General features: G+C 53.3%; 18 protein-coding genes. 16 read left to right on the plus strand and 2 right to left on the minus strand.

Translation table 11 applies throughout. The annotated features are described in order from the left end of the window. Positions 1-84 precede the first annotated feature (84 nt). The gene (locus tag ACT3TJ_RS12810) at positions 85-969 is read right to left on the minus strand and encodes a LysR family transcriptional regulator (protein WP_193056812.1); all 885 of its coding nucleotides are present in this window, start codon (positions 967-969) and stop codon (positions 85-87) included. Between the two features lie 174 nt (positions 970-1143). On the opposite strand from ACT3TJ_RS12810, the gene leuC reads away from it, so the two are divergent. The 15 genes from leuC to ACT3TJ_RS12885 all read left to right on the plus strand — a co-directional run bounded on the left by leuC (position 1144) and on the right by ACT3TJ_RS12885 (position 17969). Continuing rightward, positions 1144-2595, plus strand: a complete 1452-nt coding sequence (gene leuC / locus ACT3TJ_RS12815) for a 3-isopropylmalate dehydratase large subunit (RefSeq protein WP_441679939.1) — start codon at positions 1144-1146, stop codon at positions 2593-2595. A gap of 3 nt (positions 2596-2598) precedes the next feature. Next, the gene (gene leuD / locus ACT3TJ_RS12820; RefSeq protein WP_172118398.1) at positions 2599-3246 is read left to right on the plus strand and encodes a 3-isopropylmalate dehydratase small subunit; all 648 of its coding nucleotides are present in this window, start codon (positions 2599-2601) and stop codon (positions 3244-3246) included. Between the two features lie 116 nt (positions 3247-3362). Further along, the gene (leuB, locus tag ACT3TJ_RS12825) at positions 3363-4442 is read left to right on the plus strand and encodes a 3-isopropylmalate dehydrogenase (protein ID WP_172118399.1); all 1080 of its coding nucleotides are present in this window, start codon (positions 3363-3365) and stop codon (positions 4440-4442) included. 127 nt (positions 4443-4569) lie between these two features. Further along, on the plus strand, positions 4570-5682 hold the full coding sequence (gene asd, locus ACT3TJ_RS12830; RefSeq protein ID WP_172118400.1) for an aspartate-semialdehyde dehydrogenase: 1113 nt from the start codon (positions 4570-4572) through the stop codon (positions 5680-5682). A 223-nt stretch (positions 5683-5905) separates the two neighbouring features. Beyond that, complete coding sequence (locus tag ACT3TJ_RS12835; RefSeq protein ID WP_442353375.1) at positions 5906-7402, plus strand: type IV pilus assembly protein FimV; 1497 nt, start codon at positions 5906-5908, stop codon at positions 7400-7402. 168 nt (positions 7403-7570) lie between these two features. After that, the gene (gene truA / locus ACT3TJ_RS12840; protein ID WP_442353264.1) at positions 7571-8518 is read left to right on the plus strand and encodes a tRNA pseudouridine(38-40) synthase TruA; all 948 of its coding nucleotides are present in this window, start codon (positions 7571-7573) and stop codon (positions 8516-8518) included. After that, the gene (locus tag ACT3TJ_RS12845; RefSeq protein ID WP_442353263.1) at positions 8505-9143 is read left to right on the plus strand and encodes a phosphoribosylanthranilate isomerase; all 639 of its coding nucleotides are present in this window, start codon (positions 8505-8507) and stop codon (positions 9141-9143) included. Before truA ends, ACT3TJ_RS12845 begins: the two co-directional genes overlap by 14 nt. Before the next feature lie 181 nt (positions 9144-9324). After that, positions 9325-10512, plus strand: a complete 1188-nt coding sequence (trpB, locus tag ACT3TJ_RS12850) for a tryptophan synthase subunit beta (RefSeq protein ID WP_442353265.1) — start codon at positions 9325-9327, stop codon at positions 10510-10512. 21 nt (positions 10513-10533) lie between these two features. After that, the gene (trpA, locus tag ACT3TJ_RS12855) at positions 10534-11337 is read left to right on the plus strand and encodes a tryptophan synthase subunit alpha (protein ID WP_442353262.1); all 804 of its coding nucleotides are present in this window, start codon (positions 10534-10536) and stop codon (positions 11335-11337) included. A 93-nt stretch (positions 11338-11430) separates the two neighbouring features. Continuing rightward, on the plus strand, positions 11431-12435 hold the full coding sequence (accD, locus tag ACT3TJ_RS12860; protein ID WP_444665794.1) for an acetyl-CoA carboxylase, carboxyltransferase subunit beta: 1005 nt from the start codon (positions 11431-11433) through the stop codon (positions 12433-12435). Further along, positions 12413-13714 carry a bifunctional tetrahydrofolate synthase/dihydrofolate synthase gene (gene folC / locus ACT3TJ_RS12865; protein ID WP_444665796.1) on the plus strand — a complete coding sequence of 434 codons (1302 nt, stop codon included), beginning with the start codon at positions 12413-12415 and terminating at the stop codon, positions 13712-13714. The genes accD and folC overlap by 23 nt, the downstream gene beginning before the upstream one ends. A gap of 27 nt (positions 13715-13741) precedes the next feature. Next, positions 13742-14494 carry an SPOR domain-containing protein gene (locus tag ACT3TJ_RS12870; RefSeq protein ID WP_172118407.1) on the plus strand — a complete coding sequence of 251 codons (753 nt, stop codon included), beginning with the start codon at positions 13742-13744 and terminating at the stop codon, positions 14492-14494. A gap of 3 nt (positions 14495-14497) precedes the next feature. Then, entirely contained in the window at positions 14498-15070 is a 573-nt protein-coding gene (locus tag ACT3TJ_RS12875; protein ID WP_444665798.1) for a CvpA family protein, read from the plus strand. A gap of 131 nt (positions 15071-15201) precedes the next feature. Beyond that, positions 15202-16722 (plus strand): amidophosphoribosyltransferase, encoded by a 1521-nt coding sequence (gene purF / locus ACT3TJ_RS12880; protein ID WP_172118409.1) that lies wholly within the window; start codon positions 15202-15204, stop codon positions 16720-16722. A 41-nt stretch (positions 16723-16763) separates the two neighbouring features. Then, on the plus strand, positions 16764-17969 hold the full coding sequence (locus ACT3TJ_RS12885) for an O-succinylhomoserine sulfhydrylase (RefSeq protein WP_444621880.1): 1206 nt from the start codon (positions 16764-16766) through the stop codon (positions 17967-17969). 112 nt (positions 17970-18081) lie between these two features. On the opposite strand, the gene ACT3TJ_RS12890 is transcribed toward ACT3TJ_RS12885, so the two are convergent. Continuing rightward, on the minus strand, positions 18082-18369 hold the full coding sequence (locus ACT3TJ_RS12890) for a hypothetical protein (RefSeq protein WP_444627855.1): 288 nt from the start codon (positions 18367-18369) through the stop codon (positions 18082-18084). A gap of 619 nt (positions 18370-18988) precedes the next feature. On the opposite strand from ACT3TJ_RS12890, the gene ACT3TJ_RS12895 reads away from it, so the two are divergent. Next, on the plus strand, positions 18989-19546 hold the full coding sequence (locus ACT3TJ_RS12895) for a cytochrome b (protein WP_444665800.1): 558 nt from the start codon (positions 18989-18991) through the stop codon (positions 19544-19546). The last annotated feature ends 99 nt before the right edge of the window (positions 19547-19645 follow it).

Consider the following 19645-nt stretch of genomic DNA (forward strand, 5'->3'; position numbering starts at 1 on the left):
TCAGGATGAGTTGTAGGCGCAAGTGGCTAGACACATCATTGCGATAAATTGTCTGCTGAACTTAAAAGGATAACATATACCTGGTTATCCATGATGCGTCGTTTTCGTCGCCTCCAGCGCCTCAATCATTTTTATCGCGGCGTTGGAAAGTGTCCGATTGGTATGCACCAAATAGCCGAGCGGCCTATAGATGGGCGGTGTATCTATTTTCAGCTCGACCAGCTCACTATTAATCATCCCCTCAGGCAGCAGGCTCCACCCAAGCCCAACACTGCACATCATCTTTAATGTTTCCAAATAGTTGGTAGCCATACTGACCTGTAGAGACAGGCCCGCCTTGGCAAAACGTTGCTCAATCAATGTACGGGTAAATGTTTTGGCGCTAGGTAGAACACATTTATAGTGACAAAGTGCTTCAAGGCTAAGGATAGCGGCTTGAGCTAGCGGGTGGTCGGGCGCGCAAACAAAACATAGCCGGTCATGCCAAAGGTTCACCACGTTTAATTGCTCAACAGGGTGGGGAGCGAGCGTCACCACGGCCATTTCCAGGGTGCCATCTTGCACGCCCTGGTAGGCAAACTCTGAATCCAGAAAATGCAGGTCCAATTCTACTTCTGGATGGCGCTGGGTGTAGTTTTTCAACACAGGTGGCAGGCGGTGTAAGCCAATGTGATGGCTGGTAGCCAGCGTTAATTGGCCACCCACCTGGCCAGAAAGATTCGCGAGTGCTCGGCGGCTATCTTCTACCGCTAACAGAATTCGCTTGGCTTGTGGCAGTAATAAATGGCCTGCCTCGGTAAGCGAAATACGCCTGCCAATACGGTCAAACAGCCGCGTGCCCACCAGCGACTCCAGCGTGGCAATGCGTTTGCTAACCGCTGGCTGAGTGAGATAAAGCTGCTCGGCGGCGCGCGAGAAGCTTTGTGTTTCAGCAACGGCTAAAAACGCTTGTAGGCTCTGGGTATCCAAGTGGTGCTCACTATTGTGTGGTTAGTATTGGTGTATTCCAGTATGGAATCATACCTATAAATAACATGAATTGCTTTTATGGTCGCTACGCGTAACACTGGCTGCATCGTCACATTAAGCAGCACGTAGAGGCTGCGATACCGAACTAGCAGGGCGCTTGCCCAGGAGAGCCATATGTCAGGTCAAACCCTTTACGACAAACTCTGGAACCAGCACTTGGTGAAGCAGCGCGATGACGGCACGGCGCTGATCTACATTGACCGCCAGCTGCTTCACGAAGTGACCTCTCCGCAAGCGTTTGAAGGGTTGCGCTTGGCCAAACGTATGCCGTGGCGCCTGGATGCTAACCTGGCAACACCGGATCACAACGTCCCAACGACGACGAAAGAGCGCGCCGAAGGTAATAGCGGCATTAAAGACCCGGTGTCGTTGATTCAGGTTCAGACGCTTGACGACAACTGCGTTGAGTACGGAATTGAAGAGTTTAAAATTAACGACCCCCGCCAGGGAATCGTGCACGTGGTTGGGCCAGAGCAGGGCGCCACGTTGCCCGGCATGACCGTCGTTTGCGGTGACTCCCATACGGCCACTCACGGTGCTTTTGGCGCGCTGGCGCACGGTATCGGTACGTCTGAAGTTGAGCACGTATTGGCGACGCAATGCCTGTTGGCACAAAAAATGAAGAACATGCAGGTGCGTGTTGAGGGGGAGCTTGGCCTCGGCGTGACCGCCAAAGATGTGGTACTGGCCATTATCGGCAAGATCGGTACGGCAGGTGGTACGGGCTACGCTATCGAATTTGCGGGCAGTGCTATCGGGTCGCTCTCCATGGAAGGCCGTATGACCGTGTGTAATATGGCGATTGAAGCGGGTGCCCGGGTCGGGTTGATTGCTGTGGACGACACGACGATTGATTACTTGGCCAAGCGCCCCTTTGCGCCGACCGCCGAGCAGTGGGAAGCCGCGGTGGCTGACTGGCGTCAACTGGTATCAGATGACGATGCCGCGTTCGACAAAGTGGTGACTCTGAAGGCCGAAGATATCGAGCCGCAGGTCAGTTGGGGAACCAGCCCCGAGATGGTGACAGGTATTTCCGGGCGCGTGCCAGACCCGCAAGCCTCGCAGGATGAAACCGTGCAGCGCAGCCATGCTCGCGCGCTTGAATATATGGGCTTGCACGCTAACCAAAAAATTACCGATATCAAGCTCGATAAAGTGTTTATTGGTTCGTGTACTAACTCACGTATCGAGGATTTGCGTGAGGCTGCCAAAGTGGCTCAAGGCAATAAAGTGGCAGGTTCCATTAAACTTGCCATGGTGGTGCCGGGTTCTGGCCTTGTGAAACGCCAGGCAGAAGAGGAAGGGCTGGATAAAATCTTCATCGACGCTGGTTTCGAGTGGCGCGAGCCGGGCTGCTCCATGTGTCTGGCCATGAATGCTGATAAATTGGGCGCAGGCGAGCACTGCGCATCGACCTCCAACCGCAACTTCGAAGGACGCCAAGGGTACGGTGGTCGTACGCACCTGGTGAGCCCTGCCATGGCGGCAGCGGCTGCGATTGCTGGCCACTTTGTTGATGTACGCAGTTTATCCGCCAACGATGCTACCCACGCCCAGGAGGCTTAACCCATGAAAAAGTTCACTCGTTTTGAAGGCGTGGTTGCCCCGCTTGATCGCGCTAACGTCGATACCGATTTAATTATTCCCAAGCAGTTCTTGAAATCGATCAAGCGGACCGGCTTCGGTGTGAATCTGTTTGATGAGCTGCGTTATTTAGATGAAGGCCAGCCTGGGCAGGATTGCTCCAGTCGCCCGCTGAACCCTGATTTCGTGCTCAACCAGCCGCGTTTTAAGGGGGCTGAGGTGTTGCTGGCTCGGCGCAACTTTGGCTGTGGAAGCTCGCGGGAACACGCGCCGTGGGCACTGGAAGATTTTGGTTTTAAAGTAGTGATTGCGCCAAGCTTTGCAGATATTTTTTACAATAACGCGTTTAAAAACGGCATCTTGCTGATCACGTTAAGCGAAGAAGAAGTGGATCGCTTGTTTACAGGCGTTGATGCTAATGAAGGCTATCAGCTGGATATCGACTTGGAGAACCAGCGGGTCATCACGCCGAGCGGCGAAATTCTTGAGTTTGAAGTGGACGCGTTCCGCAAGCACTGCCTGCTCAATGGACTGGACGATATCGGCATCACGCTACAGGACGAAGATGCGATCCGTGCCTTTGAGCAAAAACACAAAGATGCTCGACCCTGGTTGTTCCGTCAGCCAGCCTGATACAGCCGCATAAGCGTCATTCAGAATAGTTAAAAAGACACACATAGCGCAGTGCAACCCCATTGCACTGCGCTAAGCGGCGGTAAGCCGTGCTGACTCTCTATTAAGGATTTAACATGACCCATAAGGTGCTTCTATTACCCGGCGACGGTATTGGCCCAGAGATTGCTGCTCAAGCTGCGCGTTTGCTAAAAGCGTGCCAGGAAGCGGGTTTGGATATTGACGTTGAAGAAGCGCTGGTCGGCGGCTCGGCTTACGACGTGCATGGCGACCCACTGCCTGCTGAAACGCTTGAAAAAGCCAAGGCGGCCAGTGCGATTCTGCTCGCTGCGGTGGGTGGCCCCAAATGGGACAAAATCGAAGACCTTTCCAAGCGCCCTGAAAAAGGTTTGTTGGGCCTGCGCAAGAACCTGGGACTGTTTGGTAACCTGCGCCCGGCCATGCTTTACCCGCAGCTGGCCAGCGCCTCCAGCCTGAAACCTGAATTGGTGGCAGGCCTGGATATCATGATTGTGCGTGAATTGACCGGCGGCATTTACTTCGGCCAGCCGCGGGGTATTGAGGAGCGTAACGGGGAGCGTGTGGGCTATAATACCTACATTTATTCCGAAAGTGAGATTGAGCGCATCGGCCGCGTCGCGTTTGAAATGGCCCAAAAGCGTGGCAAAAAACTCTGCTCGGTAGATAAGGCTAACGTGCTGGAAGTTACCATTTTGTGGCGTGAAGTGATGGAGCGTTTGGCACCAGAGTACCCGGACGTCGAGCTTTCGCATATGTACGTGGATAACGCCGCGATGCAGCTGGTACGTGCCCCGAAACAGTTTGATGTCGTTGTGACCGGCAATATGTTTGGCGATATTCTGTCTGACGCCGCCGCCATGCTTACCGGCTCCATCGGTATGCTGCCTTCGGCCTCGCTGAACGAAAGCGGCCAAGGCATGTATGAGCCTTGCCACGGAAGCGCGCCGGATATCGCTGGGCAAAACATTGCCAACCCGCTCGCCATGATGCTGTCGGTTGCCATGATGCTGCGCTACTCGCTCAATGAAACGGCCATGGCCGAGCGCATTGAAACCGCGGTGGGTAGCGTTCTGGATAACGGCCTGCGCACGGCGGATATCGCCGCAGAAGGAACGCGTCGTGTTTCGACGGTCGAAATGGGCGATGCGGTACTGGCGGCCTTTGCAAAAAGTTAAATGCGCTATAAAGCGTGCTAACTATTTGATATGAAAAGTGTGATGCCTCGGCCACTCAAAGAGTGGCCGACGTTATTTATAAGTTTTGTGTATAATATATGTCTCATTCTTTGCTGGAGGACTTCGCATGTTGAAAGTCGGTTTCGTAGGATGGCGTGGCATGGTGGGTTCTGTGCTGATGCAGCGCATGCAGGAAGATGGTGATTTTAACGGCATTGAGCCGGTCTTTTTCACCACCTCCCAAGTAGGCCAGCCTGGTCCCGACATCGGCGTAGACGTACCTGCGTTAAAAGACGCGTTTGCTCTTGAAGAATTGAAAGCGTTGGATGTTGTTATTACCTGCCAAGGCGGTGACTACACCAAGCAAGTTTATGGTGACCTGCGTAAAAATGGCTGGCAGGGTTACTGGATTGATGCCGCCAGCACGCTGCGCATGGAGGATGAAGCTACCATCGTGCTTGACCCGGTTAACCGTAAGGTCATTGATGCGCAGCTTGCCAAAGGTGCCAAGACCTTTGTCGGCGGTAACTGCACCGTTAGCCTCATGCTGATGGGCTTGGGCGGCCTGTTTGAAGCCGATATGGTTGAGTGGATGACCTCCATGACCTATCAGGCGGCTTCCGGTTCTGGCGCCAAGCACATGCGCGAACTGCTCAATCAAATGGGTCAACTGCGCGACAGCGTTAGTAGCGAACTGGCTGATCCCTCCAGCGCGATTTTGGAAATTGACCGCAAGGTAACGGCGGCCATGCGCGGTGGCGACTTCCTGACCGATAACTTCGGCGCACCGCTTGCCGGTAGCCTACTGCCGTGGATTGATACCAAGCTTGAGAGCGGCCAGAGCCGTGAAGAGTGGAAAGGCTTTGTTGAGACCAATAAAATTCTGGGTCTTGGTGATAATCCTGTGCCGATTGATGGTCTTTGCGTGCGTATTGGTGCCATGCGTTCTCACAGCCAAGCGTTCACCATCAAGCTGAAACATGATGTGCCGCTGGATGAGATTGAAGAGCGGATCGCTCAGCATAATGAGTGGGTCAAGCTGATCCCCAACGAGAAAGAGGCCACCATTGCAGGTTTAACGCCTGCCGCCGCTACTGGCACATTGGATATTCCGGTGGGGCGTTTGCGTAAGCTGAACATGGGCGGTGAATACCTTTCGGCATTTAGCGTTGGCGACCAACTGCTGTGGGGCGCTGCCGAGCCGCTTAAGCGCATGCTCAAAATTTTGCGCGAACAGTAAAACAACGCAGTACGTCAGCCAAAACCGGGGCGCTTTTAGCGCGCCGGTTTTTTTGTAAGTGTTTTAAATTAAATTAAGTAACCCGCCTCCATGCGTTACCTGCTTATTTGTGTTAATTATAATTTGCGTTCTGTGTTGGCATGTACCGCACTTGCTAGCGCGGTTTCCATAAAAAAACGGATTGGGTAACGTGGCGAAAAAATATTCAAATTATTGCGTTTTCTTGAAAACGATCGCACTGCTGTCGATTGCTGGGGTGCCGTCTTTTGCGCAGGCAATTGAAGCCGGACCTGCCGAGGTGGAATCCTGGCTGGAAGCCCCGCTAAATGCTTCGTTACCGTTGCTTGACTCAAACGCCTACGCGCTAGACGAGCTAAGCGTACAGGTTGCTGATGAACCATCATTTATCGCCTCTGGGCTTGAGTGGATGCCTTTGGCTCGTCAGGTGCATGCCGAGATTCAAGAGCAAGCGGGCAGTCGGCGCATTATCCTGCGCGCATCACAGGCGGTAACAACGCCCTGGTTGGATTTGCTACTGGTCATTGATTCGCCGGAAGGGCAGCAACAGCACGCGGTCACGTTGCTTTTTGACCCGGCTGACTACGCTAATTATCCATTGAACCAGGCAGAAGCTGGCGGCGTCGTGTCAAGCTCAGGCTCGGAAATGACAGAGCCTCTTCCACGTGCCGAGGTAAGGGTGCAAGAGGGTGATACGTTGTGGCGTATTGCCTCGCGTAGTAAACCTGAGCGCGCGAGCGTTCAGCAGATGATGTTGGCACTGGTAGCGGCGAATCCTGAGTTCTTTCCTGAGGGCAATATTAATAGTTTGCGGACGGGCCAGGCACTGCGCTTGCCCGCAGAAGGGCAAGTGCAGCTACGTTCAGTCGATGAGGCGGCTCACGCTGTCCAGGTGATGGTGGCAGGCGAGCAGCGCGCCAATACAGCAGTGCCTCAGAGTCTTCCAGTGGACGTTGAGGTTGAGGCGCCACCTGCGCCTGAGCTGGCTACTGCCCAGATAGAAGCCGAGCTGACTCGTGCTATGGCCCGGTTTACAGAGCAGCTGGAGCAAAGCCAGGCAAGCTTACTGGCGGCTAATGAAGAGCGCGAGCAGCTTCGTCTTGAACTCAGCGAACTGCGTCATAATCTCAGTCAATTCATCGAGAATAACGTGTTGGTAGAAGCGTCTCCTCCGATGCCATTAATGGCTGAGGCGAATGCTGCGGCACAGCCAATCTCTGACGTACACGATGCGCCATCAAGTGGTGTTTTGAGTAGTATTGAGCGTTATCAATGGCCACTCATTGCCCTTGGGCTGGTACTGCTGTTGACGGGATTAATATGGCGCAGAAAGCGGCGCGAGGCTGAAGAGCCGGTTGCTCAAACGCATTTGAGGAGCGCGTCGCTTGCTGAGCCTCAGGTGTTCAAACCATCGCCACCCGTTAGTAGTGACCTGCAAGCCTCTACACGTAAACCCGAGAGAGGCGATGCTTTTGGCGCTAGCTATGCTAAAAGTCAGGCAGCAGGTTTGGCAGGCCATGGCAGCCGACGGTATCCGCAAGAAGATGCGCTGTTATTAAAGGGCATGGACTTTAAGCGGGTTGAAGCGCCCGAGCTGACACCGTCTGAAACGCTGAAAAAAGTAAGCACGGCTCGCCCGATAGGCACAGAGTGGGAAATTGAAGAGGTAGCATTCAAGCCGCCGGGTCGGGATAATGGCTAGGCTTTGTACGAAAACTGCTTGCGCTCGACCATACGGCGTTAAAAATCAGCTCAAAATACTCATTTACCCATGTAAACTCCGTTTTTTCGCTGATTTTTGCCTTGTCTGGCCTTCGCTCAGCAACTTTTCGTATAAACCCTATCCTTTCAAACTTTATGACGTGGCTTGATGACCCAGTTTTACCACTTTGATGAAACCCGGCCGCTGAAAGGCCGTTTGGCAATAGGCATTGAATATGATGGCACGCGTTTTTGCGGCTTTCAGCGTTTAAAGCATGCTGCTTCTGTTCAAGGCGCCGTAGAGGATGCCTTGGCAAAAGTGGCCGGTGCCCCCGTTCAGATACATGCCAGCGGACGTACGGACTCAGGCGTTCACGCCACGCGTCAAATAGCGCACTTTGACCCACCGACTGAGCGGACTGAGAAAGCCTGGATTTTTGGTGCCAACACCAACTTGCCACGCGATGTCGCCGTACGCTGGGTGAAGCCAGTCTCGGATGATTTTCATTCCCGATTGGGAGCGCTTGGCAGGCGTTACCGTTATTTACTGCTCAATCAAATCAGTCGCCCTGTGCTTGAACGCACGAACGTAACGTGGTGCCGCGATCCTCTGGATGCAGATGCCATGCATCGCGCTGCGCAGGCTCTGATTGGCGAACATGACTTTTCAAGTTTCCGTGCTGCAGGCTGCCAATCCAAAACACCATGGCGGCAAATGCATTTTGTCGAGGTGAAGCGGTTTGGTCCGCTGGTGGTCATTGATATTCAGGGCAATGCGTTTTTACATCACATGATTCGCAATATCGCTGGGGCCCTTGTAAGCGTAGGTCGTGGGGCGCAGGACGAAGGTTATATTGAACGATTGCTGGCGCTAAGGAATCGTAAGAAAGGTGATGTAACCGCTCCTGCGTGTGGGCTGCATTTTGTTGATTCAATTTACGACGAGCGGTTTGATTTGCCCATGGAGCCGGTAGGACCTAACCTGCTCGCTTTTACCGGGGAGTGGACAGGCGAACGAGAACTGCCAGACACACCCAGAATAGCGGCGCGGCGTAAACTGACATTTACTAAAACAACGTCTGATCCCGCTCAGGAGGCGCTAGATGAAGACGCTTAGCCCCATGCGTACGCGGGTCAAGTTCTGTGGGCTTACCCGCAGTGATGATATTAAAAAAGCCGTAATGCTGGGGGCAGATGCGCTGGGTTTTGTAATGTGGCCGAAAAGCGCGCGCAGCATTACGCTTGAGCAACTTGAAACGCTCTCGGGTGAAGTACCTGCTTTTGTTACCCGGGTAGGGTTGTTTGTTGATCAATCCGTTGACGTGATTCAGCAGTGCTTACCGTACCTGGACATGATTCAGTTCCACGGTGATGAGTCTCCTGCGTTTTGCGCACAGTTTGGGCGCCCCTGGATTAAAGCGCTGCGAATGCGTGACGATATCGATTTATCTCAGGCAGCTGCTGACTATCATCAGGCACAGGCGCTGCTGCTGGACGCCTACCGGCCGGGCACGCCAGGTGGCACAGGAGAGGTCTTTGATTGGTCGAGAATCCCCGCAAAACTGGCAAAACCTGTTATCCTCGCAGGCGGGTTAACGGTTGATAATATCGCCTCTGCCGTTCACCAAGTGGCGCCTTATGCCGTTGATGTGTCGGGTGGGATTGAAGCAGCGCATGGCCGTAAAGACGTTGAAAAAATGACACTGTTTATTCAGCAAGTCGCGTTAGCCGACGCCCGTTAAACACGCCGCGCAGTCTGTTTTTTTATGACGCTGCGCTCTATGTCCGCTTATTCAATTGTTGCCTGTTCTGGCAATCTTGTGAGGTATCCCTGTGACTGTCTCAGCAACTGGTGGCGCTAATACCGTTCCTGGAACCGTTTCTGACACGGCTTCCAAGACCAGATTCAGCGACCTGACCCGAATGCCGGATGCCCGCGGTCATTTTGGCCCTTATGGCGGCCGGTTTGTATCCGAAACATTGAGCTACGCCCTGGAAGATCTGGAGAAAATTTACGTAAGCCTGCGTGATGACACTGCTTTCCAGGCCGAGTTTGATAATGACCTTGCCCACTACGTAGGGCGCCCGTCGCCGCTTTATCATGCCAAGCGATGGTCCGAGATGCTCGGTGGTGCGCAAATATGGTTAAAGCGCGAAGATTTAAATCATACCGGCGCGCATAAGGTAAACAACACCATCGGCCAGGCACTGCTTGCCAAAAAAACCGGCAAACCACGGGTCATCGCTGAAACCGGTGCCGGGCAGCACGGCGTGGCGACGGCAACGGTTGCCGCGCGCCTGGGTCTTGAGTGCGATGTGTATATGGGCGCTGAAGACGTGCAGCGGCAAAAGTTGAATGTCTATCGTATGCGTTTATTGGGCGCACGAGTGATTCCGGTAGAGTCGGGCACACGCACCCTTAAAGATGCCATGAATGAAGCGCTGCGCGACTGGGTAACGAACGTTGATAACACGTTTTACATTATCGGCACGGTAGCAGGGCCACACCCATACCCTGAGCTTGTGCGCGACTTTAATGCGGTAGTGGGGCGTGAAGCACGCCGCCAATCGCTGGAACAAATCGGCCGCTTGCCGGATGCGTTGGTCGCATGTGTCGGTGGTGGGTCCAACGCGATTGGGCTATTTTATCCGTTTGTTGAAGACGATGCCGTCGCGATGTATGGGGTTGAGGCCGGAGGTGATGGTGTTGAGACGGGCCGCCATGCCGCTCCACTTTCATCGAATGCTCCGCGCGGTGTGCTGCACGGAAACCGTACTTACTTGATGTCTGATGAAGCGGGGCAGGTCGCCGATACACACTCCATTTCAGCCGGGCTTGATTATCCGGGCGTTGGCCCTGAGCACGCGCTTTGGAAAGACGTTGGTCGTGTTAGCTACGTCACCGCTAATGACAGCGCTGTGCTGGAAGCGTTTCGAGAACTGACACAGATGGAGGGTATAATGCCTGCCTTGGAGTCAGCCCACGCGCTGGCGCACGCCAAGGTGCTGGCGCCTACCATGCGCCCTGACCAGCATATCGTCGTTAATCTTTCAGGCCGTGGTGATAAAGATATTATGACCGTAGCCAACATTGACGGTATCGAATTTTAAGGCCCGCTTTAAAGGACAAGCATGAACCGTATCGATCAGCGCTTTTCTGAACTCAAGCAGCAGGGCCGCAAGGCTCTGATACCTTATATTACGGCGGGCGACCCGGCGCCACAGTACACCGTTGGCTTTATGCATGCGCTGGTAGAAGCGGGTGCGGATGTCATTGAACTTGGTGTGCCGTTTTCTGATCCAATGGCGGACGGCCCGGTTATTCAAAAAGCCTGTGAGCGCGCCTTAAAGCAGGGCACCCGCTTGGTCGACTTGCTGGATATGGTGGCTGAATTCCGTCAGGCCGATGCCACAACCCCGGTCGTGTTAATGGGGTATCTAAATCCTATTGAGCGTATTGGCTACGAGGCCTTCGCTGAGCAGGCTGAAAAAGTGGGCGTTGATGGTGTGCTAGTGGTCGATATGCCGCCAGAAGAGGCCGATGAATTGGGTCCGCTGTTAAAAGCGCATAATTTAGCAGCAATTTTCCTTGTGGCGCCTACCACTTCACCTACGCGAGCCGCTACAATATGCGCCCAGGGTGAGGGGTACCTTTACTACGTTTCGCTAAAAGGCGTTACTGGTGCGGCAACCTTAAATGCAAGTGACGTCGCTGAACGCCTGGCACCGCTACGTGAAATGACCGACCTGCCGCTATGTGTTGGTTTCGGTATTCGCGATGGCGTAACGGCTGCTGAAGTGGCTAACGTAGCGGATGGAGTGATTGTCGGTAGTGCGTTAGTAAACCGTATTGCCGAAAATGTAGAAACGCCCGAAATTATCGCTGGTCAGCTTAGAAGCGTGCTAGCAGAGATGCGCACCGCAATGGACGTCTAACGCTGCCCCTCATCGTCTATACTTGAAGTTGATTGACGACACTCATCAAGCTTGGCGCTGCCAGGCATGACGTAAAACGGAAGCCTTTTTGATATGAGCTGGTTAGACAAGATAGTGCCCTCCATGGGGCGTATCCAGCGTAAAGACCGTCGTGCCAGTGTGCCCGACGGCCTCTGGCGTAAATGTCCCAAGTGTGAAGCCGTTCTCTATCTTCCTGAGTTAGAGAAACACCATAGTGTTTGCCCGAAATGTGACCATCACTTACGGCTGACTGCGCGGAAACGCTTGGACTGGTTCCTGGATAAAGAAGGTCGTGAAGAAGTCGCGGCAGAGCTTGAACCTGTTGATCGCCTGAAATTCCGCGACTCTAAAAAGTACAAGGACCGCTTGGCGGCCGCGCAAAAAGATACCGGCGAGAAAGATGCGCTGATTGCTATGCGTGGTACGTTGGACGGTTTGCCGGTCATTGCGGTTGCTTTCGAGTTCACCTTTATGGGCGGGTCGATGGGAGCCGTAGTGGGTGAGAAGTTTGCCCGAGCGGCGACTATCGCGCTTGACGAAGGCATTCCGCTGGTTTGCTTTGCGGCTTCCGGTGGTGCGCGTATGCAGGAAGCGCTTTTCTCACTGATGCAAATGGCCAAAACATCGGCGGCACTTGAGAGACTCAAGCAGGCCGGTGTGCCCTATATCTCGGTGCTTACCGATCCGGTGTTTGGGGGCGTATCCGCTTCGCTCGCCATGCTGGGCGACTTGAATATTGCTGAGCCCAATGCATTGATTGGTTTTGCTGGTCCGCGTGTTATTGAGCAGACCGTCCGCGAAACGCTGCCAGAAGGTTTCCAGCGCAGCGAGTTCCTGTTGGAGCATGGTACGGTCGATATGATTGTACATCGCCAGGAAATGCGTACCCGTGTGGGCGGCGTACTACGCAAGTTGACTCATCAGGAGGCGCTTTCGTTAGCCAGTGAATTGGCGGATGATGAAGCCGTCGCTGAGCCGGTGGTTGATGAAGCACACATCGCCGATACTGACGTAACGGTTGACGAGACAGGTCCGGATTCTATTGACAAGAGCCATGAACCACACCGCAATGCCTAAGTCGTTAGCAGAGTGGCTTCAGCATCTGGAAACCCTGCACCCTGTCGGGATTGATTTAGGTCTGGAGCGTGTGTCACGTGTTGCTGAGCGTATGGGGCTATTTAAACGCCCCATTGCCAATCGCGTTGTCATTGTGGCGGGCACCAATGGTAAAGGCTCGACGGTTGCCATGGTTGACGCGGTGGCTCGCGCACATGGTTGGCATGTGGGTACGTACTCCTCGCCTCATCTATTGCGTTACAACGAGCGGGTGCGTATCAACGGCCAGGAAGTTGGCGACGCGTGCCTGGTCGAGGGGTTTGAACGTGTCGAACAGGCTCGCCTGGAAGCACCGGAAATTAGCCTGACCTATTTTGAAGCAGGTACATTGTGCGCACTCTGGTGTTTGGCACAAGCTGAACTGGATCTTGCGGTACTTGAGGTGGGCTTGGGCGGTCGTTTGGATGCCGTCAATATCATTAATGCGGATGTTGCGGTTGTCACTACGATAGCCCAAGACCATGCGAGCTTTTTGGGAACCGATATTTCGCAAATCGGGCTTGAGAAAGCGGGTATATTTCGCCCGTTGCGGCCAGCGGTATTGGGCAGTGAGTCGCTTCCCGGTAGCGTGGCCGATGCGGCTATTGCCTTGGCGGCGCCGGTTTACCGGTTAGGATTAGCGTTTAACCACAGTGCCGAGGAAAACAGCCATTTACCCTGGTGCTGGAGTGGGTTGACGGCAACGGGGGAGACGCTTTCTCTGGATGCGCTGCCTGATCCTGGTCTGCCTGTCGATAATGCCGCAACTGCGCTACAAGCGCTGGCGCTTACGGGGCTGACGCTAACGCTAAAAGCCACGCAAAATGCATTAGCCAGTGTTAATCTGCCAGGCCGGATGCAGTGGATAGGGCAGTGGTGCCTGGATGTGGGGCATAATCCTCATGCGGCTACCTATGTTGCTCGCCATTTGCCAGTACCGCCTGATACAGGACGGCAGTGGGCAGTGATAGGTATGCTCAATGATAAAGACGTTGATGGTGTTATTGCGGCGTTAGCACCGCGTATTACTGACTGGGTCTGTGTAACGCTTGATGGCGAGCGCGGCCACACGGCCAATGAACTCGCTGAGCGTATTAAAGCCCATGGTGGCTGTGTGCGGCTTTGTGCAGACTCGCCTGAAGCCGGTGTTGATGCCATGGCTGAGATGCTCACTGACAAGGATCGCATTTTGGTAACGGGTTCCTTTTTTACCGTCGCCGCTCTGTTAGCTCGATCACTGCCACAAGCCAGCCGTTCTTAAGGCGTAGTCCCGCTAGAGGGAGATGATATGAAATATGGTAAAACAGAGCGCATTAGCGGTGTTGTGATTCTGCTTGCGCTACTCGCAATCGTTGTCCCTTGGCTGATGAGTGACCCGGCGCCGCGTGAGGAGCGACAGCAACCAACGTTCATTATTGAACAGCCCATAGAAACGGCGCGCCATGATGTAGACGCTCCCCAAATGCCCTCTACCATTAACCCTCAGCCATCTTCAAATGTGGCAAGCAATGATGGGGTTAATGCACCGATAGATGCATCTCCGAGATTACCTGATACTTCTCAAATTGATGCGCCCAGTGGAACGGAAACCGTCGCACAAGCGCCTACGTCATCTTCAAACACTGACGCTCCCCAAAATGACCCCATTGCCGACCTGGTAGCCTCGAATAGCACGTCGACATCCAGCAGCCAAAGCGCTGCAGGTTCTTCAAGTGCTAATTCTTCAAGTACAGGTTCTTCAAGTACAGGCTCTTCTAGTTCAGGTTCATCAGGGGCGGGTTCATCGAGTGCTGGACCAGCGTCTACACAGCAAGGTGGGTGGGCGGTTCAGGTGGGTAGTTTTGGCGATGCCGCGAATGCTCAGCGACTAGGTAGCCAGCTTACAGGCGAAGGATTTAGTGTTTTCCAACGCCAGCGCGACAATAACTTGACCACAGTGCTCGTGGGGCCTTACGCATCATCAGAGGATGGCGAAGCGGCCATGGCCTTAATTAAACAGCGCGCAAACGTGCAAGGTCTGTTAGTGCGAGTAAGAGATTAAACGATGGCGCTAACGTGGATTGATGCTGTATTTCTTGCCGTGCTGGCGCTTTCGATGCTGGCCGGCTTTGTCCGTGGTTTTGTTAGAGAAGCGTTAGGGCTTGGGGCATGGGTGGTTGCGTTAATGGTCGCCCGCGTTTTGGCAGAGCCAGTCGCTGAGTTAATGAGCGGGTTTATCGAAAGTTTTGACGCTCGACTTGTATTGGCCTTTGCACTGGTTATTTTCGCGGTGATCTTGCTTTGCGGCATTGTTATTCGCTTGGTGCATGCGGCCATTGTATGGGTAGGCATGGGGCTTTTGAACCGTTTTGCGGGAGCTGTGTTTGGTATCGCGCGTGGCACGATCATCTTACTGGTGGCCACGGTCGTTATTACGCTCACGCCGCTTGCCGAGCTTCAGGCATGGCAGCAAGCCTTGTTACGGCCCACCTTTATCGAGTTGCGCGATTGGGCGGTTAGTCAGTTGGATCAGTGGGAGCGTGAGCTGCCAGAAGCGCCCGCCTCTTTACGCGATATATCACTGCCTGAGATTCGCCCGCATGGCAGTTTTGCGCCGCAGCCCATGGATAGTCAATAACGCCTAACAGCGTGTTTTGCGCTTGCCTAACCGCTTGACGGGTACCGGTTAAACGCAAACGTATTAAAATGAGTTTTAAGAACGTACGGGCTTGTTTTGGCAAGCCATGGCACTAAAGCGAGGTAACTTGAATGTGCGGTATAGTGGGCCTTCTGGCCAAGCAGGCGGTAAATCAGGGAATCTACGATGCCCTGACCGTACTTCAGCATCGCGGCCAGGACGCTGCCGGTATGATGACCTGGAGCGAGGGACGCTTCTTACTGCGCAAGAGCAATGGGCTAGTGCGCGACGTCTTCCACACTCGCCATATGGCTCGCCTTAAGGGCAACCTGGGCATTGGTCACGTACGTTATCCTACCGCTGGTTCATCCAGCGAAGCGGAATCTCAGCCGTTTTATGTCAACTCGCCTTACGGTATTGCGTTGGCCCATAACGGTAACCTAACCAACTCTGAACAGTTGAAGCAGGAGCTTTTCTCAACCGATTTACGGCATATCAATACCAGCTCCGACTCTGAAGTGTTGCTTAACGTGTTTGCCCATGAGCTGGGTAAGCAAGGCCTGCATCTGGAAGCGGAAGATATTTTTGATGCGGTACGTAGAGTGCACCGGCGCTGCAAAGGCGGCTACGCGGCGGTCGCGATCATTAACGGTTTTGGTATGGTGGCATTTCGTGATCCTCACGGCATTCGTCCAGTGGTGTTTGGTACTCGCCAAACGGACGAAGGGCAGGATGTCATGATTGCGTCTGAGTCGGTCGCGCTAGACGTGGGCGGCTTTGAGCTTGAGCGTGACCTGTCACCCGGCGAAGCGATATTTGTGGATATGCAGGGCCAGTGTCATACGCAAGTATGTGCTGACCGCCCGGAACTGCGCTCGTGTATTTTCGAGCATGTATATCTGGCACGCCCTGACTCCATTCTGGACGGTGCCTACGTCTATGGCACGCGCATGCAAATGGGGCGCAAGCTGGGCGACCGAATCCTGAACGAATGGCCTGATCACGATATTGATGTTGTGATCCCCATTCCGGATACGTCCCGTACCTCCGCGCTGGAAATGGCCCAGCACCTTGGGGTGACGTATCGCGAAGGCTTTATGAAGAACCGCTATATTGGCCGTACGTTTATCATGCCTGGCCAAACGCAGCGTAAGAAATCGGTACGCCAAAAACTCAACGCCATCGACATTGAGTTCAAAGGCAAGAACGTGCTGCTGGTGGATGACTCGATTGTACGTGGTACGACCTGTAAGCAGATTATTCAGATGGCCCGAGATGCGGGTGCGCGTAAGGTTTACTTTGCCTCCGCTGCGCCGCCTGTGCGCTACCCTAATGTGTACGGTATCGACATGCCTGCGGCGGTGGAGTTAATTGCCCATGGCCGCACTGAAGATGAAGTAGGCGAGCTGATTGGCGCTGACCGAATTTTCTACCAGGATCTGGAAGACCTGAAAGATGCCTGTCGTGAAGTAAACCCGGAAATGGAAGCCTTCGACTGCTCGGTCTTTGATGGCAAGTATGTTACGGGGGATATCGATGAAGCGTATCTGGCCGTGCTTGAAGCCAGCCGGAACGACGCCGCGAAAGATCAAAGTGCGGGTGATCATGCGCTGGTCGATATGCACAATCAGGATGATGACCTCGACGACTAACGACAGGTCACTGATGCTTACTGAAAATAAGGGGTACGTCCATGCATAATGACAGCCAACAGGATGAGTGGTCGTTAGAGACGCTGGCGATCCGTGCAGGCCATCATCGCACCTTCGAGCAAGAGCATGCGGAGCCTATTTTTCCGACCTCTAGCTTTGTCTATGAAAGCGCTGCGGAAGCAGCGCGTAAGTTTGGTGGGCAAGAGCCTGGTAACGTTTATTCGCGCTTTACGAACCCCACTGTACATACTTTCGAGCGCCGCTTGGCAGCACTTGAAGGTGGAGAGCGCTGCGTGGCAACGAGCTCGGGTATGTCGGCCATTTTATCGACGGCGCTTGCATTATTGTCTGCCGGTGATGAAATCGTGGCATCGCGTTCGCTCTTTGGCTCGACCGTCAGCCTGTTCGATAAATACCTGGGCAAGTTTGGCATCACCACCCGCTATGTTGAACTCTCTAATGTAGAAGCGTGGGAAGCGGCTATTACGCCCAAAACGCGGCTCCTGTTTGCAGAAACGCCCTCAAACCCGCTTTCCGAGATTGCCGATATCCCGGCGCTTGCTGCCATAGCAAAACGTAATAATGCCCTTTTGGCCATTGATAACTGCTTTTTGACACCTGCGCTGCAGCAGCCTCTTGCGTTGGGTGCCGACCTCGTCATCCACTCCGCGACCAAGTACCTGGACGGTCAAGGGCGGGCCATCGGTGGTGCTGTCGTGGGTAAGCATGATGCACTGGAAGAAGTCTTCGGTGTGGTTCGTACCTGCGGCCCTTGTCTCAGTCCCTTTAATGCCTGGATATTTACCAAAGGGCTAGAAACACTCTCACTACGAATGAAAGCTCATTGTGAAAATGCGCTCACGCTGGCGCGCTGGCTGGAACAACATCCTGCAGTAAGCAACGTGCATTACAGCGGTTTGGAAGCGCATCCGCAGCATATGCTTGCCAAGCAGCAGCAGAAGGGCTTTGGCGCTGTGCTTGGGTTTGAGGTTGTTAATGGGCAGGAGGGCGCTTGGCAGGTGATTGATGCGACTCGTCTATTATCCATCACCGGTAACCTGGGGGATGTAAAAACGACGATCACTCATCCCGCGACGACCACGCATGGACGCTTATCCGATGCGCAAAAAGAGGCAGCGGGCATTGTTCCTGGGTTGATTCGTGTGGCGGTGGGACTGGAAAGCCAGCAGGACATTCAGCGTGATTTAGCGCGTGGCCTCGATGCGCTAGCAGCGGAACAAGGCTGACAATATAAGCTCTGTTTTATCGTTAGGCTTGCTTTATTGGCATAAAAAACCCCACGTGCGTGGGGTTTTTTGCGACAGATCTGCTTTCTAGAAGCTGTCAGTATTGCCTGCCTTACGAGTTAAGGCTGTGCAGGTCATTACCTTTAATTGTCCGGTCTGCTACTGTTTGCTGGCTTTCGTCGAAAGAGGCATCAAGTACCTCATTTTGAGCCTGGCCGCCATTGATCGCAGGTAAGTCCGATGGGGACATGGTGAGGTCTTCCTGGCTGTAATGGGCAGTCGATGTTGGAATCATCACGGTGTTCAGTTTCTCTGAACCACGCTCAGCCAGTGCAGCTGCTGAAAAGGTAGTGGCAGATAAAGCGACGGCAATAGCGGCGACAGTGGTAAATTTTTTCATGATATAAACCTCATTAGTGTGTGGTTGTTCTCCCATGCATGGTGTGCTTTTTGCCAAGTCACTCGAGAACATGACGAGATTGTAAGCCTGCAAACTAGATAATAAAATTGATTAAAAGTACGCGAAATGTTCTAAAAAATTGAATTAATTTCAATAACATTACCGGGAGTGTTTTTTTCTTGTTTTTTTCAATGCTCCTTGCCTCTGTTTTTTAAATTCTCCATACCTATCAGTAGGAACCGCTTACTGGTTGCTGATTGTGCGGTCCATGAAAGCTGTTAGCATGTTAATCAATGGTTTTTACGAATGCTGTATTCTGCTTTTTTCAGCAGTCTTTTAAAGCGCCAGCCGGTATGCTCCTGATATTCATAGCGGTAGCCGCGCAAGAGTCGCTCTTTCGGCGGCTTGAGAAACCGAAGGTCGTTTTGATATTTGATGATAGTGTTCAGCTGAGTGCTTTGGTGGGGGCTCTGCTGTGATTAACGGGCGCTCTCGCACTGTCTTGACTTCGATAAGAGCAGGCCTGCGATAGCCATGAGCGAAATGCCAACACTTGGGCATGTTTGACAGGAAGTCGAGTCAGCATAGCGTTTGTTTGGTAGTAACGAGGAAGAAAATAATGTGGCGGAACACGCAGCGCACTTGGGGTCTCGTGAGTATTCTGTTTCATTGGCTTAGCGCCATAGCAATTATTGGCCTGTTTATATTGGGCTGGTGGATGACGGGGCTTGGCTACTACGATAGCTGGTACAATCAGGGGCCATGGGTGCATCGCTCGATTGGCATGTTACTGTTGATAGCCACGGTTGCACGCATAGCGTGGCGCTTGCTGCAGCCGACGCCGGCAGGTGAAGGCAGCCGCTTCGAAGTCCTGGCAGCCCATCTGGGCCATATCGCGCTCTACATCGTTTTGCTTCTTGTCATGCTTAGCGGTTATATGATTTCTACGGCTAATGGCCGGGGTATTAGCGTTTTCGGTTGGTTTGATGTGCCTGCATTACTGCATGGCCTTCCTAATCAAGCCAGCATCGCCGGTGATATTCATTGGTACAGCGCATTAACATTGGTAGTTTTGGCTGCAGGACATGCGTTAGCCGCATTTAAACATCACTGGGTTGATCGACACGCTACACTGGTGCGTATGGTTAATCCGGCGCACCGATCTGAGCATTTATAAGCGATAAATGCTAATACATAAGTGCTAATTAAAAAGTACGAATTAAAAAAGTCCTTCGAGCTTGGTGAGCGAGCTCGTAAATACTGACTGGAATCGCGT

The organism is Halomonas sp. AOP30-A1-24 (assembly GCF_052378165.1).
GTDB classification, from domain to species: domain Bacteria; phylum Pseudomonadota; class Gammaproteobacteria; order Pseudomonadales; family Halomonadaceae; genus Vreelandella; species Vreelandella citrativorans.